Annotated in this window: 14 protein-coding genes and 3 tRNA genes; 6 read left to right on the top strand and 11 right to left on the bottom strand. The window is 38.9% G+C overall.

The genetic code is table 11. The annotated features are described in order from the left end of the window. Positions 1–461: 461 nt before the first annotated feature. The 6 genes from IMO47_RS02130 to IMO47_RS02155 all read right to left on the bottom strand — a co-directional run bounded on the left by IMO47_RS02130 (position 462) and on the right by IMO47_RS02155 (position 4,769). Positions 462–1,328: a cysteine ABC transporter substrate-binding protein gene (locus IMO47_RS02130; RefSeq protein WP_196075042.1), complete on the bottom strand. Its 867-nt coding sequence runs from the start codon at positions 1,326–1,328 to the stop codon at positions 462–464. 63 nt (positions 1,329–1,391) lie between these two features. Beyond that, the gene (locus IMO47_RS02135; protein ID WP_196075043.1) at positions 1,392–2,294 is read right to left on the bottom strand and encodes a transporter substrate-binding domain-containing protein; all 903 of its coding nucleotides are present in this window, start codon (positions 2,292–2,294) and stop codon (positions 1,392–1,394) included. Between the two features lie 30 nt (positions 2,295–2,324). After that, on the bottom strand, positions 2,325–3,056 hold the full coding sequence (locus IMO47_RS02140; RefSeq protein WP_196075044.1) for an amino acid ABC transporter ATP-binding protein: 732 nt from the start codon (positions 3,054–3,056) through the stop codon (positions 2,325–2,327). Further along, positions 3,053–3,724 (bottom strand): amino acid ABC transporter permease, encoded by a 672-nt coding sequence (locus IMO47_RS02145; protein WP_196075045.1) that lies wholly within the window; start codon positions 3,722–3,724, stop codon positions 3,053–3,055. Before IMO47_RS02145 ends, IMO47_RS02140 begins: the two co-directional genes overlap by 4 nt. Next, positions 3,714–4,373, bottom strand: coding sequence for an amino acid ABC transporter permease (locus IMO47_RS02150; protein ID WP_198426915.1), 660 nt, complete (start codon positions 4,371–4,373; stop codon positions 3,714–3,716). The genes IMO47_RS02145 and IMO47_RS02150 overlap by 11 nt, the downstream gene beginning before the upstream one ends. Positions 4,374–4,571: 198 nt before the next feature. After that, a complete protein-coding gene (locus IMO47_RS02155) occupies positions 4,572–4,769 on the bottom strand; it encodes a hypothetical protein (RefSeq protein ID WP_196075046.1) in 198 nt (65 codons plus the stop codon). Between the two features lie 179 nt (positions 4,770–4,948). Between IMO47_RS02155 and IMO47_RS02160 the strand changes: the two genes are divergently transcribed. Next, positions 4,949–5,884, top strand: coding sequence for a hypothetical protein (locus IMO47_RS02160; protein WP_196075047.1), 936 nt, complete (start codon positions 4,949–4,951; stop codon positions 5,882–5,884). 74 nt (positions 5,885–5,958) lie between these two features. On the opposite strand, the gene IMO47_RS02165 is transcribed toward IMO47_RS02160, so the two are convergent. The 3 genes from IMO47_RS02165 to IMO47_RS02175 form a co-directional block, all read right to left on the bottom strand. After that, positions 5,959–6,035: transfer RNA gene (locus tag IMO47_RS02165), tRNA-Arg, on the bottom strand. Between the two features lie 47 nt (positions 6,036–6,082). Beyond that, positions 6,083–6,159: transfer RNA gene (locus IMO47_RS02170), tRNA-Arg, on the bottom strand. 15 nt (positions 6,160–6,174) lie between these two features. After that, positions 6,175–6,264: transfer RNA gene (locus IMO47_RS02175), tRNA-Ser, on the bottom strand. Between the two features lie 267 nt (positions 6,265–6,531). On the opposite strand from IMO47_RS02175, the gene rnr reads away from it, so the two are divergent. After that, positions 6,532–8,973, top strand: coding sequence for a ribonuclease R (gene rnr / locus IMO47_RS02180; RefSeq protein WP_196075048.1), 2,442 nt, complete (start codon positions 6,532–6,534; stop codon positions 8,971–8,973). Between the two features lie 56 nt (positions 8,974–9,029). On the opposite strand, the gene IMO47_RS02185 is transcribed toward rnr, so the two are convergent. Then, complete coding sequence (locus IMO47_RS02185) at positions 9,030–9,833, bottom strand: hypothetical protein (RefSeq protein ID WP_227552216.1); 804 nt, start codon at positions 9,831–9,833, stop codon at positions 9,030–9,032. 62 nt (positions 9,834–9,895) lie between these two features. Here IMO47_RS02185 and IMO47_RS02190 point away from each other — a divergent pair, with 62 nt between their 5' ends. The 4 genes from IMO47_RS02190 (at position 9,896) to IMO47_RS02205 (ending at position 13,359) form a co-directional block, all read left to right on the top strand. After that, positions 9,896–10,522 carry a hypothetical protein gene (locus tag IMO47_RS02190; RefSeq protein WP_196075049.1) on the top strand — a complete coding sequence of 209 codons (627 nt, stop codon included), beginning with the start codon at positions 9,896–9,898 and terminating at the stop codon, positions 10,520–10,522. Between the two features lie 92 nt (positions 10,523–10,614). Beyond that, positions 10,615–12,642 carry a M3 family metallopeptidase gene (locus tag IMO47_RS02195; RefSeq protein WP_196075050.1) on the top strand — a complete coding sequence of 676 codons (2,028 nt, stop codon included), beginning with the start codon at positions 10,615–10,617 and terminating at the stop codon, positions 12,640–12,642. 54 nt (positions 12,643–12,696) lie between these two features. Beyond that, the gene (locus IMO47_RS02200) at positions 12,697–12,906 is read left to right on the top strand and encodes a YheV family putative zinc ribbon protein (RefSeq protein ID WP_196075071.1); all 210 of its coding nucleotides are present in this window, start codon (positions 12,697–12,699) and stop codon (positions 12,904–12,906) included. 15 nt (positions 12,907–12,921) lie between these two features. Continuing rightward, entirely contained in the window at positions 12,922–13,359 is a 438-nt protein-coding gene (locus IMO47_RS02205) for a hypothetical protein (protein ID WP_196075051.1), read from the top strand. Positions 13,360–13,424: 65 nt separating this feature from the next. Here the strand turns inward: IMO47_RS02205 and IMO47_RS02210 are convergent, their stop codons facing one another. Further along, entirely contained in the window at positions 13,425–14,345 is a 921-nt protein-coding gene (locus tag IMO47_RS02210) for a DMT family transporter (RefSeq protein WP_196075052.1), read from the bottom strand. Positions 14,346–14,481 lie beyond the last annotated feature (136 nt).

Raw genomic sequence — 14,481 nt, forward strand, 5'->3', positions numbered from 1 at the left:
GTTAAAAAGCAATCGACTAAAGCGTGCTGCTTTGAAATTCAGTTATAAAGCTTTGGGTAAAATACCAAAATAAATATCCAAGCAAACTCAATATGATCCCAGCCATACACACAGCTCCTCCCCTCCAAGCATTGCATAAAGTGGTTGCTCAAATTGAACCGATAGCGCTACCGAATGCATAAAACGACAGATATGCCCCACCAGGCAACCATGTAACTGGAAATCTGCCTGAAAGAGCAAACTTTGATTAATCACATGTACAGCTCAAGCTTATACAGAGCAGCGAAAATATATATACTCCACGCCACCCGAACCAATCTGCCAACGCTCCTGCTACAACTCTTGCCAACAAAAAGCAGATCCTTGTACAAGACACCATGCTCGGAAAGATCTCTTCATTGCAAAACATTTTCCCTGTACTCATAAACTTAAGCTTTTTCTGCAAAATCTTCAGCTCTGTATTATTCCACCAGTAAGTCTTTTGGATTGATGCTATCGCCATAGACAGGTTTGAGTGTTTTCTCATAGGCTTGTTGGATTACCCCGGCTTTGGATAATTTTTCGAGGTCTTGGTTTAACCAATCTAAAAGCGCTTTGTCACCCTTTTTCACCGCAGGTGCAATCAAGTCATGTTGTCCTAGCGTCGTGATTCCCACCGTATAATTGGGATTCTCTTTTGCCCAAGCCAAAACCAACAAATTATCATGCGCAAGTGCAACACCACGACCATCTTTTAAAGCATCAAAGGTTTCTGTATTTTGCTCATACTTTTGTAATTTAATTTCAGGATGGGATTTAGAAAAAAATGAATCTGCTGTCGTACCTTTATTCACCAATAAAGTTTGCCCCTTTAATTGAGCCAGATCAGTAATCGGCTTGTTTTTGGGCGAGACCACACCCAAAGAAACCTTTAAATAAGGTTTGGCAAAATCGACCACTTCCTGACGTTCAGGTGTCACCGTGAAATTGGCAAAAATAATATCTACTTTATTGGCTTTCAAATATTCGACGCGATTTGCCGCCTCAGTGAGAACAAACTGAACTTTATTTTCGTCCCCCAGCAAGTCTTTGGCAACATGCTTGGCAATTTCCACATCAAAGCCTTGATTTTTACCTTGTGCATCGAGATAGCCAAAGGGTGGTTTGTCACTGAATACTCCAATACGAACTACACCATTTTTCTTGATCTGTTCAATACTGTTGGTTGCTGTTTGCTCAGGTTCGCTCGATTTTTCAGTGCTTGCGGTATTTTTATTACACGCCACCAAGCCCAAACTTAACACTGATGCAGCCAGTAAGTGAGTGAGCTGTTTAAGAGATGCATTCATTTCATTATCCTCTGTTCTATTTTGATATTTAAGTGATACGTTGTTTTGATGGTCATTCAATTTTTATTTGGTCGTGACGTCCAAAAAGACGTTGGCATCTACTGTTGCCCCATAAACAGGTTTTAGGGTTTGATCGTAAATTTTCTGAATTTCACCAGTTTTCTGAAGATTTAAAATTTCATGATTCAACCAAGTCAAAAGCTGTCTATTGCCTTTTTTGACTGCCGGTGCAATAAAGTCTTGATTTCCGATTTGTTGAATCCCCGCAGTAAATGTTGGATTTTCTGCTGCCCATGCCAAGGCATAGGTACTGTCTTGGGAAATTGCATCGCCCCGACCATCTTTAAGGGCATTAAAGGCATCGGTATTTTGCTCAAACTTCAATAATTTAATTTTTGGATAATTCTTGGTGAAATAAAGATCAGAAGTTGAACCTTTATTGACGATGAGTGTCTTTCCCTCAAGCTGTTGGATATCAGTAATCACCTTGGTTTTAGGGGAAACAATACCCAATGCTGCTTTTAAATAAGGCTGTGCAAAATCGACCACCTGTTGACGTTCAGGTGTAACTGAAAAACTGGCAAATACAGCATCCGCCTTACCCGATTTTAAAAACTCCACACGGTTGGCTGCTTCGGTCACGACAAATTCAATTTTTGTAGAATCACCCAGTAAATCCTGCGTCACTTTTTTTGCCAAAGCCACATCAAAACCTTGAGGTTTTCCTGCGCTGTCGACATATCCAAAAGGTGGATTATCTGCAAAAACGGCAACTCGAAACACCCCATTTTCTTTAATCTTTTCTAAAGATTGATCCTTTTGCTGATCCTGTGTCGTCGATTGCTTTGGTTCAGTTGACGGATGACAAGCAGTCAATACACCCGCACATAATGCGATGCTCAAGCCTCGAACCATATTGGAAAATTTCAAAAAATTGAGTAACTGCGTTTCATAAGAAAAAACCATATTTCCTCGTCATTATTTCTAATCGATTTGCTAATAATTCAACATATTTAAAAATGCTTTGGCACGTTCGGTCTGCGGATGCTGAAAAAACTGTTCGGGTGTGGCTTGTTCAATAATTTTGCCTTTGTCCATGAAAATAATGCGATCTGCCACTTTTTGGGCAAAAGACATTTCATGTGTCACGATCAACATGGTCATTCCCTCATGCGCGAGTTTCAGCACTACATCTAAAACTTCTCGCACCATTTCAGGATCTAAAGCTGCGGTAATTTCATCCAGTAAAATCACTTGGGGTTGCATAACCAAAGAACGCACAATCGCAATACGCTGTTTTTGACCACCCGAAAGTTGTCGTGGATAATCCTGCTTACGGTCATATAAACCCACCCGTTTTAATAATTCATCCGCAACCTTTTCTGCTTCCATACGTTTGCGCTTCTGAACTTTCAATGGACCTAGAAGAATGTTATCAATCACATTCATATGTCCAAAAAGCTCATAGCTTTGAAAGACCATGCCAATTTTTTGGCGCACATCGACCCAAGCTAAGTCCTGTCCCAATACTCCCGAACCCTCTAAATAGATCTGACCACCTTGGATTTTTTCCAAGCCATTAATACAGCGCAACAGTGTGCTTTTCCCACAACCTGAAGGACCCAGAATCACTACGACTTCACCCTGTTTTACGTCCAAATCTATGCCATGTAAAATATGAGTTTCTGCAAATGATTTCTGTAATTGTTGTATAGATAACAAAGTCATCGTGACTCCCAAATTTTTTCTAAATGTGTTGCCAAACGGGATAAGGGATAGCAGATCAGGAAATATAAAAAGAAAATCAAGCCATAGATCCACAGTGACGCATTGGGGACAACCAACAGCGAGTTTTCAATAATCTGTTGCCCCACCTTGATCACTTCAACTACACCGATCAGCATTGCCAAAGCACTGGTTTTGATCATACGGGTGAATAAATTGATTGCACCTGGCGTCACTCTTTTTAAACTTTGGGGAAAAATCACATAGCCCAAAGTTTGAAGTGGACTCAAACCGAGCGCATAGGCAGAATCTGTTTGGTGTTGATCAATAGAGGTGATTGCTGCTCGGACCAAATCACCCATTTCCGCAGTTCCCCATAAAACAAAAACAACAATACATACCAACACCGCTGACCATTGCCAGTTAAACCATGTGGCAAACCCAAAGTAGAAAACAAATAGTAAAACCAGAATCGGAATAATACGTATCGCTTCTAAATACAGGCGGCAAATTGCTTTGATCAGAATATTTTTTGAGGTCATGATCACCCCAAAAACGGTGCCAAAAATTGCTGAGAAAAATACTGAAATAAAGGCGATTTTGGCAGTAACCCATAACCCTTCCAGCAATCGGGCAAGGTGACTCGGTTGGAACAGATAATCAAATTCCATGGCTCGCCCTCCGACTACGATATTCCAGATAACTGGTGAGTATCGAAACAGGCAATAAAATGATCAGATAGGACATGATCAGCAGAAATAAAGCTTCTGTGGTTTTATAGTCCATACCAATCAAGTCTTTGGTGACAAACAGCAGTTCAACTACAGCGATTGCACTGACGACCGAACTTTCTTTGATCAAGAATAAACAGTTGGCACCAATCGCAGGAATCGAAACGGATAGAGCTTGAGGGAAAATGACATATTGAAAAACTTGTACCCGATTCAGACCAATACTTTCGCCTGAATCAATTTGCCCTTGGGCAACTGATTGCAATCCAGCCCTAAACGCTTCCGCCATATAGCTTCCACCCAAGAAGGTCAAACCGATGACACCACAGGTAAATCCATCGATTTTTATACCTAATTTTGGCAAACCGTAGTAAAGGAAAAAAAGCTGAATTAACAAGGGTGTATTTCGGGATAGTTCGATGTAGATTTTGGCTATTTTGTCGAAAACACGTACCTGATAAGTCATCAGAATACTGCATATTAATCCCACCAATATGGCGAGAATAATGCTGAGGATTGAGATTTTAAGTGTGGTCAATGTTGCCGAAACAAATTGGGGCATCACACTGTAGATATATTGCCAATTCAAAGAGATCGTCCAGAATAATTATTTTATTGCAATGTGCTAAAGCAGAAAAAATGATTTTGGACCATCTTACAGGGATATTTTTTTCTAAATAAATATGATTATCAGATAAGCTTTTCGATAAAAATAATGGTCGATCATTGATTTTTCATTGAGAATATTCGAGAAAATTAAAACAATAAAGCTTATGATTGGTCGTCATTAATCCACATTTACCAATTCCAATTGCTCCATGCATTCGGTACAAAAAATCACAGACTCATTGTCCAGACTTTGAATTTGGAGTTCATAGACAAAGCCTGTCAAGGTTCGATTACAGCCATCACATTGCTGCAAGTTAAAATGGCAAATGAAATCCACATGCTCATAGATATAATATCCGTCGGTATATGCAGTCATGGGATCCCTTCAAAGCCAATATTCAAACTATTATTTTAAAGTTTTTAATCAGAGAATTGGGCGAATAGCGCTGGCTTCGCGACAAGAATAGACGTGCATAAATTCATAAATTGCTTTAGATCAAGATACGATTTTCTGAGTATAATCTTCAAGTGAAACTCAAATAAAAATGTTAAAAAATGGGACACTACTCAAACTTACGAATTTCATCAAATTTAGATCAGACACAAGAGTCTGTATCCAGTGATGAAATATACATCCAAGTCAAATACGCTATACCGATTTTTTGGTTGGTCTTATTTAAAGCTGAAGACATTCACGCTCTTCAAAATGAAGAAGGCTTAAGCTATTACGTCTTTCGTGCGACAATCTTAAAAAGTTGTGAAACATTTAAATCTAGACTCAATATATGGTCAGCACTCTACAATGATGAAAAAGTAGAAATTTTAGCCCAATCATTTTTACAATATTTACAGCGTACTCCAACCTTTTCAGTTGAGCTTAACATGACTGATATCATGGGAATGATGATTGATCCATTGAGCATAGAGGCAAAAAACGAGATGCTGGCTATGATCAATTTCATTGAAGAAAAATATCGTGATCCGTCATGCCCATCACCATCCAAATATTGGCTTCCAAAATCTTTTGAACTTAAAACACCACAAAATCGATATTTAGATATAGACGGTTTGGGTGAGTCTTTACTGCCTTGTACTGAAGTAGATGCATGGTTAAAGAGAAACGAAACGTTAAATGATTCTGTTGAAAATAAATTTAACAGATCTTTTGGTGAAGCACATTTTTATCAAATCCTCTTGTCCAAACAAGAAACCTCATCAAACATCCCATTGAACTTTAAACATCGATTTTTGTTTCTGACTCGAATCAAAAATAGGCAACTACGCAAATGGCTGTTTCAAATATTCTGCTTTAATGAAATCCTATTTTTCTTTTTATTGTGGCTTAGCCTGTGTTTAATCAGTATTTTTTTGGTTTTTGAAATTAAAACCTTTTCCTATTTAGAGATAACAGGCATTGCGATTGGACTCATCGCATTAAGCTATTTTATTTTTCAGAAAATGGTCAAGAGAATCTATCTGTTAAAGAACTAAAATCACTTTCGTAAATTACGGGCACAAAAAAACCGCAATCAAGCGGTTAATTTACCATCCAAGGATGTTCAAGTTGGTGCGCTCAGAGAGATTCGAACTCCCGACCCCTTAGTTCGTAGCCAAGTGCTCTATCCAGCTGAGCTATGAGCGCAATACTTGTGTTGCCGAAAGGCGTTCGTTACATGTTGATTAACTTATTGGTGCGCTCAGAGAGATTCGAACTCCCGACCCCTTAGTTCGTAGCCAAGTGCTCTATCCAGCTGAGCTATGAGCGCGTCATAAGTAAATCGTGGCGGTGAGAGAGGGATTCGAACCCTCGATACAGTTGCCCGTATGCATCCTTAGCAGGGATGTGGTTTCAGCCACTCACCCATCTCACCGTAACGAGCCGCCATAATACAAAGTTAAACCCGATTCGGCAAGTGATGAGATTAAAAAAAATAGAGAAATTTGCTCAATTAAATATTTTTTAAGCGATTTTCATCATTTTGTTGTTTTTTTATGCTGCAAAAATATCATCATCCTAAAAAAACACCCGCAATTTCTAAAAAACCAAATTAAAAACACAATATTGCAATCAATTACGTGCAGTATTCCACAGTATGTCTTATGCTAATCCTATCTTCTGACTAGAAACCAAATACATCATGAAAAATTGGGTCGATCCTGAAGCCAAAGCTGAAGCTGAGCGTTACGACAATCCCATTCCAAGTCGTACACTGATCTTAGACATTATTGAGCAAAAGCAAGCAGCACTGTCACATGCAGATCTTGTAGAACTATTTGAAATTGTTGATCAAAAAAGTATAGATGCTTTAAGCCATCGTTTAAGTGCGATGGTGCGTGATGGTCAGTTGATGAAAGACGGTTTTAAGTATCAGTTGATGGCAGATCAACCGACCCTTGATGCCACAGTTTATGTCAATGCAAAAGGCTTAGGGGTTGCCAGTCTGGATGGTAAAAAAGATGAATACTTACTACCGGAGCGTGAATTACGCCAAGTCTTTCATGGCGACCGAGTAAAAGTTCAGCAAACCTCCGTAGACCGAAAAGGGAAAGCGTGGGGATATATTACAGAAGTTACTCAGCGCAGAGTGAAGCAGCTTATAGGTAAAGTTGCAGAATTTGAAGGTGAGTACTTTATACAACCTGCAAATCCTAATGCACATCAACCCATAACATTGGAAAAAGAACTCATCGAACATGCAAAAGCCAAAGTGGGTGATGCTTTACGTGTTGAAATCGATGACTACCCTACCCGTGATGAATTTGCAACTGGTCATGTGATTCAATCCATGGCGGATAAGGCAGATACCGAAATTATCATCCCCCAAACCATTTTAGAATATGGTTTACCTTATGAATTCCCGGAAGAAGTCATCAAAGAAGCGGAAGCCTATAAAGAGCCGACTGCAAAAGATCGTCAAGGGCGCATAGATTTACGTGATCTACCCTTGGTTACCATTGATGGTGAAGATGCCCGCGATTTTGATGATGCTGTTTATGCAGAAAAACGTGCAGGCGGTGGTTATCGTGTTGTCGTGGCAATTGCAGATGTCAGTCATTATGTACGAATCGGTCAACCTTTGGATGATGAAGCTCAAGAACGCGGTACATCGGTATATTTCCCTCACTATGTATTGCCCATGTTGCCTGAAGCTTTGTCAAATGGGCTATGTTCGTTAAATCCACATGTTGATCGTTTATGTATGGTCTGTGATTTAAACTTGAGCCGTGCCGGTCGTGTGACTAAATTTGAATTCTATCCATCCGTCATGCATTCAAAAGCACGATTGACATATACTCAAGTTGCACAGTACCTAGACGGCGACAGCAACGCAATTCCTGAAGATCGAGATGTACGTAAATCAATTAACACGCTTTATCAATTGTATGAGACATTAAAAGGCTTACGTGCACAACGACATGCGATGGAATTTGAAACCGTTGAAACCTATATGACCTTTGATGAATTAGGTGGAATTAAAGAAATTCTTCCACGTACTCGAAATGTTGCACACAAACTGATTGAAGAATGTATGTTGCTCGCCAATGTTGCCGCAGCGGAATATTGTTTAAAAAATGATGTACCGATGTTATATCGCGTACATGAGGCACCAGAATTTTCTCGAATCCAGAAGGTCAAAGACTTTGTCAAATTACTGGGTCTTAAATTCCCTGATCAGCCGACACAAGCAGACTATCAAGCCGTGATTGAAGCCACCAAAGATCGTATTGATGCGCCAAGCATTCATGCGGTGTTGTTACGCTCAATGATGCAAGCTTTTTATGGACCAAAAAATGTTGGTCACTATGGCTTGGCTTATGAAGCTTATACGCATTTCACATCTCCAATTCGTCGCTATCCTGACCTGCTCTTACATCGTGCAATCAAAGCCAGTTTAACCAACAAAAAGTATCCACTTTCTGGTGCGGCATTAGATGATGCGGGTGAACATTTCTCGGCAACTGAACGTCGTGCAGATGAAGCATCTCGTTCTGTTACTTCATGGTTGAAATGTCACTATATGCAGCAACATTTGGGCGAAGAATTTGTCGGTACAATCAGTGCAACGGCTGAGTTTGGATTATTCATCACCTTAAAAGACTTGTATGTCGATGGTATGGTGCATGTGAGTCAGTTGGGCGATGACTATTTTGTTTATGATCAAATGAGCCAAACTTTAATTGGACAAAATCGTGGACAGGTTTTTGGTCTAGGCGATGAAGTGAAGATTAAGGTTGCTGGCGTCAATCTGGATGAGCGTAAGATTGATTTTGAGTTGCTGCAACAACTGTCTCATGCAGGTCGCGCGATTCGCAGTCGTGCCCCACGTGTTGCCAAACCAACCGCAAAAGAAGAAGTTTTCACTGAGCGTCCAAACAAGGTTAAATCTGAATCTGATCGTGCAAATGTCAGTGAAGATGGAGAACGTCCCATTCGCAAGAAAAAAGCCAAAGGAAAACCCAGCTCTTACAGTAAAAAATCTGGAAAAAGTGCTTCAACAAAGTCTGAGCCAAAGGCTAAAGATAAAGTGAAGAAAAAAGTAAAAAAGAAAAAGTCGAATGCGAAAGCAAAAGATGAATAATTTTGACTTACTGTAAAATCAGAGAGCTTCGGCTCTCTTTTTTTATAATTAGAGTTTTAAATTTGAATTTTTAAAATGGCATCCTCTTTGAGTAGCTTAACCAAATAATTTAAATCATCAATGCAATTAAAATTTAGCTCGGAACTTTTAAAATTCTTCCAAGTAATATTTAATGGTCTACAAATAGGTATTAAATTTTCTCCTGTTAAACAATTACTTAAAGCTGATGTGCTATATCCCATATAACCCAAAATGCCACAAACTTGTTCCCCAATATAACAATAAAGATCACTTTCCGAATATATGTAGTTTCCATCTAAAATAATATGGCTAACTTTTGAGATGTTTTCATTTATATATTGATTGCAAGTAACCTTATAAGCAACTTTTAACCAACATTCTTTTTCAAACCCATTCAACTCAAACCATTGTTTTATAAATATTTTATTTTCAGAGTATTTTTTTAAAAATTGATTTTGTTTTAAGAAAAATGCAGTTTTTTCATTTAATGATGGCTCCTCGAATTCTTCATCCCCACCATGAGCAAAGTCATAAACGATCAGATCAGAATTCGTATAATTAAACTCATAAGAAAAATGTAAATCGTTAGAAAATTCTTTATCACCTACACTCAATTCATACATCAAAACAAAGTAGAGATTGTCAATTTTTCTACGTCTTTTCAGTAAATGCAGCTCATCCATTTCATCTAAAATATTAGAATTTATGCAATTTTTAAAAAAAATTTGATTTCCTGTTAATTCAAATTCATAAACCTCTATCAAATAAATATGTTGCTCTTCTGGCTCTGGGTCCGGATCAAAACTTACTACTTTTAATAAATACTTTTCTTGTACCATTATGGATTTCCGTTATTTTATAATCTATCCATAGCAACTCAAATAACTCTAGCAATAATACTATGAAAATTAAAACCACCCTGTCACTTGCAACACTTTTACTCAGCAGTGTAGCTTCTGCTGAAACCATCACCTTTAAAACTCAAACTATTCCTTCAAAATACACAAACTTTTCAGGAACCATTCCTTTTATCCAAGGCAAAGGCTTTGAAAAAATCAATCAACAGATCCAGCAAGAACTTTTAGCAGATGAAACGTCTCGAATCGATTTTAGTTCAGAACCCCTTTATCAGGATCAAGATTATTTAAGCGTGCATATCCATTTGGAAGTTGAAGGCGGTCGAAGTTATTATCGTGAAAAATACTATGTGATCGATTTAAAAAACAAACAATTCGTGACCTTGCCACAAATACTCAAAAAATATCAGCTGTCAGCAAGCCAGATTTCAAGCGAAATTGCCAAGCAGCTTGATCCGTGTATTGAGCAACAAAAATCAGCAATCGCTGAGAATTGTGACAGCGCAGATCTGCAATATCTATATCGAGACTATGCAGAAGATCGAAAGATCATTGATCTAAAAAAAGCAGATGGTTTTTATCTGAACAAAGATATCTTAGGCATTAGTTTCGATGCTGGACCATTTTCTGTACCTTTTGAATACAACATCAAAACCAAACAGTTAGACTAAGCACTGTGTTAATTTTATTGTCATGCCTTGATTTCGCCGCTTAAAAGCCCTACATCTATCTATAACTTTAGAATTGATTTGGCATGAAGCACATGACTCTAGAAAAGGCAACTTTGCCCGTCCCTCAATTTGATCAAATCACCTTAGATCAACTCAAACAAAATATTGAGCAAGCCATTCAAAATGGTCAAAACTTTTTAAATGAATTGACCCAAGTTCCTGAAACAGTTCAACAACAACTTGCTGTGATTGAAACGGTAGATACACTTGAAAACAATATGAGTGAATCTTGGGGAATTTTGTCTCACCTTAACGCAGTGATGAATAACGCTGAAACACGTGAAGTGTATCAAGCATTATTACCAAGTCTCAGTGAATACTACACCCGGCTTGGTCAACATGTTGCTTTGTTCCAGACCTATCAAAATATACATGACAACTCTATTTTTGCTGACTTATCAGCAGCTCAACAAAGCGCCATTAAGCTCGCACTTCGAGATTTTAAACTCTCAGGTGTTGCACTGGAGGGTGAAGCGAAAAAGCGCTATGCCGAGATTTCAGCACGCTTATCACAGCTCTCCTCTGACTTTTCGAACCATGTTTTAGACTCAACCCAAGCTTATAGCAAAGTTTTAACGAAGGATCAGTTAAAAGGTTTACCGCAAAGTAGCATTGAATTGCTCAAACAATATGGACAACAACGCGAATTAGACCAACCTGTTGCAACTTTAGATATTCCATCTTATCTGGCGATCATGACCTATGCGGACGATCGGACCTTACGTGAAGAGCTTTACCATGCCTATGTAACACGTGCATCGGATCAAGCAGCCGACACCCAGTTTGACAATGCGCCTGTCATGGTTGAAATCCTAAGCTTACGTCAGGAGATGGCAAAGCTTCTAGGTTTTGATAATTATGCTGAATATTCACTTGCATCAAAAATGGCACCCGATGTTGCCACTGTAGAGCAATTTCTGGTTGATCTGGCGGAACATGCACGTACTCCAGCTTTAAAAGAAGTAGATGAACTCAAATCCATTGCTCAACAAGAGGGTATCGACGAACTGAAAGCCTGGGACAGTACCTATTATTCTGAAAAGCTTAAAGTTCAGCAGTTCAATCTTTCTCAAGAAGATTTAAAACCCTACTTCCCTGCGCCTAAAGTGATTCAAGGCTTATTCAGTGTAGTAAACCGCTTGTATGGAATCCAAGTGATTGAACGTGAAGCACCACTTTGGCATAAAGATGCACACTATTATGAACTAGAAGATCAAGGAACTGTGATTGGTGGATTCTATTTTGATCTTTATGCACGCAATGGTAAACGTGGTGGTGCATGGATGAGTGGCTTCCGTTCCCGCATGCAAACGCAAACCGGGCTACAAAAACCGATTTGCTACATGGTGGGAAATTTTACCCCACCAGTAGGCAATCAACCGGCATTATTAACACATGATGAAGTCAATACCTTATTCCATGAGTTTGGTCATGGTTTACATCATATGCTTACCGAAGTGGATAATATTGCAGTTGCAGGAACGCACGGTGTCGCTTGGGATGCTGTTGAATTGCCAAGCCAATTTATGGAGTTTTGGACTTGGGATCGCGAGAGTCTAGCTTTAATCAGTGAACATATCGAATCTAAAGAAACACTTCCAGACCATCTGCTTAAAGCACTGTTAGATGCACGTTTCTTCCAGTCCGGTATGCAAACTCTACGTCAAATCGAATTCGCCTTATTTGATTTAACCATTCACAAAATGACGCCTGCGCTCAATGCAGAACAGATTCAAGCCACTTTAGATGATATTCGCCATAAATATGCAGTTTTAGCAACTGCCCCTTATAACCGCTTCCAAAATGGATTCAGTCATATTTTTGCAGGTGGATATGCTGCAGGCTATTATTCCTACAAGTGGGCTGAGGTTTTAGCCAGTGATGCATTTGACCGTTTCGAAAATGAAGGCGTCTTTAATACCCAGACTGGACAGGAATTCCGTAAGGCAATCCTTGCAGTTGGCGGAAAAGATACAGCACTTGACGCATTTATCAATTTCCGTGGTCGTGAGCCGAAAATAGATGCATTATTGCGTCATCAAGGTTGGACGAACAGCTAAAAAAACGCTTAAACTAATGGTCAAAATTGTTTAAAGTGTGGTGGGTGTATGAATATTAAACGTCGTTTCATTGCTGGAGCAAAATGTCCGAAATGTGAAGCGATGGATCGTATTGTTATGCTCACCCAAGGCGATGCTGAATGGATTGAATGTATCGAGTGTGGCTACGCTGAAAATCGCCCTACGCAAGTAGATGCGCCTGAAGAAGCTGCCATACCTGATGAAGTAGGGGTAATTCAATTCAAGCCTCGTTCTTCGAAATAAATTGGATCTTATAAAATGTATCTAGAACAAAGAAATAATTCGAAATTGATGTGGATCATTGCGGGTGGCTTAATTGCGGTTATTTTATTAATCGCGGCTTTTTTCTGGTTGAATCATGCTTCTGAAACAACACAAAATAATGAACAGATCCACCAAGCTGCACCTGCTCCAAAAACACCCGCAGTTGCGCCTGCTATCCCCCAGCCTACTGAACAAAGTGCTGCTTCAGCGGTCAATGTGGAACTGGTAGATGAATCGATTTTAAAAGATAAAATTCCTGATAATGCCAGTCTAGCTAAAGAAGAAGTAGCTAAATTGCAAGACATTCAAAAACAGTTGGATGATCAACACGAGAATCTTAAAGCTCAACATGCGGATGCAGATCAATTGATTCAATTGAAAGAAGAGCAAATTAAATTACTAGAACAACAGCTTGCTGCTCAAAAGCAATAATGCGCTGTATTCATAAAAGCCTAAACAAACATGCTGTTTAGGCTTTTTTATAGTCAGTAGAAGATTTAAAGTGAATCTAGTGGTTGTTTATTCTGTTTACCCCACTGAATCGGTTTCTGCATCATTTGTGCCAATACAATTCCACATAAAGTTAGACCACCACCAATCAAATGAAAGATTTGTAAATGCTCACCCAGCAATACCACTGCAATCAAAGCAGTAAAAATCGGCAGTAAATTCATAAAAATACTATTTTTATTCGGTCCTAAATGCCTTACACCCTCAATCCATAAATAAGACAACAAAATGGACGAGAAAATGCTGGCATATAAAATTAAAGGAATAGTGTGTTGATTCAACTGCATCTGAGAGGCAGGTAAAAAAATAAAAAAAGGTAAGACATATATTATTGCGAAACTCGACATCACGAAATTCGCTTGCCACGCAGGGATCGGCATTTTCCAACGCTTTAGCAATACCCCGTATAGCGCATAACCGATTGATGCAATAAGCATCAACGCATCACCAAGATGCATGCCTTGGGTAAAAACCTGAGAAATATGTCCGTGGCTCAATAAATATAAAATGCCATAAAAAGACAATAAGCCTCCTATCACCAGACCATAACTGACCTGATCTTTCAAGATCCACGTACTTAAAATAATGGTCAATAAGGGAATCAGCGCCGTAACAATCGACATATTGGTTGCAGTGGTGGTAGCAGCAGCCTGATAGGATAAAAACTGGAATAATGAGACAGATAGAAAGCCACCTAAAGCCAAATGCTTCCAGTATTGAGCGATGACTTTACGATTTTTCCATGTGGGAATCAGGACAAAAGTACTCATAACAGCCAAGGCAAAAACTAAACGATAAAATGTAATCGCGACAGGTGAAATAGTATGACTGGCCATTTTGGACACGATGACATTTCCAGCCCAAAACAAAATGGCAAATAAGGGATAGAAATATGCTTTTTGAAACATAAGATTCTGCCTATACAGAAAGAATCAATCATGTTAAAAAATATTGATTTCGAGCTTATACGACAAAATGACAACAATCATCGGGAAAAGGACATTTTGATGGATGGTTAAATTTTAGGATGATAGAAATGAGGCA

The sequence above is a fragment of the Acinetobacter sp. Res13-Abat-PEC15-P4-01 genome, assembly GCF_015676285.1.
Taxonomy (GTDB): domain Bacteria; phylum Pseudomonadota; class Gammaproteobacteria; order Pseudomonadales; family Moraxellaceae; genus Acinetobacter; species Acinetobacter nematophilus.

Excerpts from the sequence above, each read along its gene's own strand:
- IMO47_RS02135 (WP_196075043.1), bottom strand. The coding sequence starts at position 2,294 with ATGGTTTTTTCTTATGAAACGCAGTTACTCAATTTTTTGAAATTTTCC.
- IMO47_RS02130 (WP_196075042.1), bottom strand. The coding sequence starts at position 1,328 with ATGAATGCATCTCTTAAACAGCTCACTCACTTACTGGCTGCATCAGTG.
- IMO47_RS02185 (WP_227552216.1), bottom strand. The coding sequence starts at position 9,833 with ATGGTACAAGAAAAGTATTTATTAAAAGTAGTAAGTTTTGATCCGGAC.
- IMO47_RS02190 (WP_196075049.1), top strand. The coding sequence starts at position 9,896 with ATGAAAATTAAAACCACCCTGTCACTTGCAACACTTTTACTCAGCAGT.
- IMO47_RS02160 (WP_196075047.1), top strand. The coding sequence starts at position 4,949 with ATGGGACACTACTCAAACTTACGAATTTCATCAAATTTAGATCAGACA.
- IMO47_RS02155 (WP_196075046.1), bottom strand. The coding sequence starts at position 4,769 with ATGACTGCATATACCGACGGATATTATATCTATGAGCATGTGGATTTC.
- IMO47_RS02210 (WP_196075052.1), bottom strand. The coding sequence starts at position 14,345 with ATGTTTCAAAAAGCATATTTCTATCCCTTATTTGCCATTTTGTTTTGG.
- IMO47_RS02145 (WP_196075045.1), bottom strand. The coding sequence starts at position 3,724 with ATGGAATTTGATTATCTGTTCCAACCGAGTCACCTTGCCCGATTGCTG.
- IMO47_RS02205 (WP_196075051.1), top strand. The coding sequence starts at position 12,922 with ATGTATCTAGAACAAAGAAATAATTCGAAATTGATGTGGATCATTGCG.
- IMO47_RS02140 (WP_196075044.1), bottom strand. The coding sequence starts at position 3,056 with ATGACTTTGTTATCTATACAACAATTACAGAAATCATTTGCAGAAACT.
- IMO47_RS02195 (WP_196075050.1), top strand. The coding sequence starts at position 10,615 with ATGACTCTAGAAAAGGCAACTTTGCCCGTCCCTCAATTTGATCAAATC.
- rnr (WP_196075048.1), top strand. The coding sequence starts at position 6,532 with ATGAAAAATTGGGTCGATCCTGAAGCCAAAGCTGAAGCTGAGCGTTAC.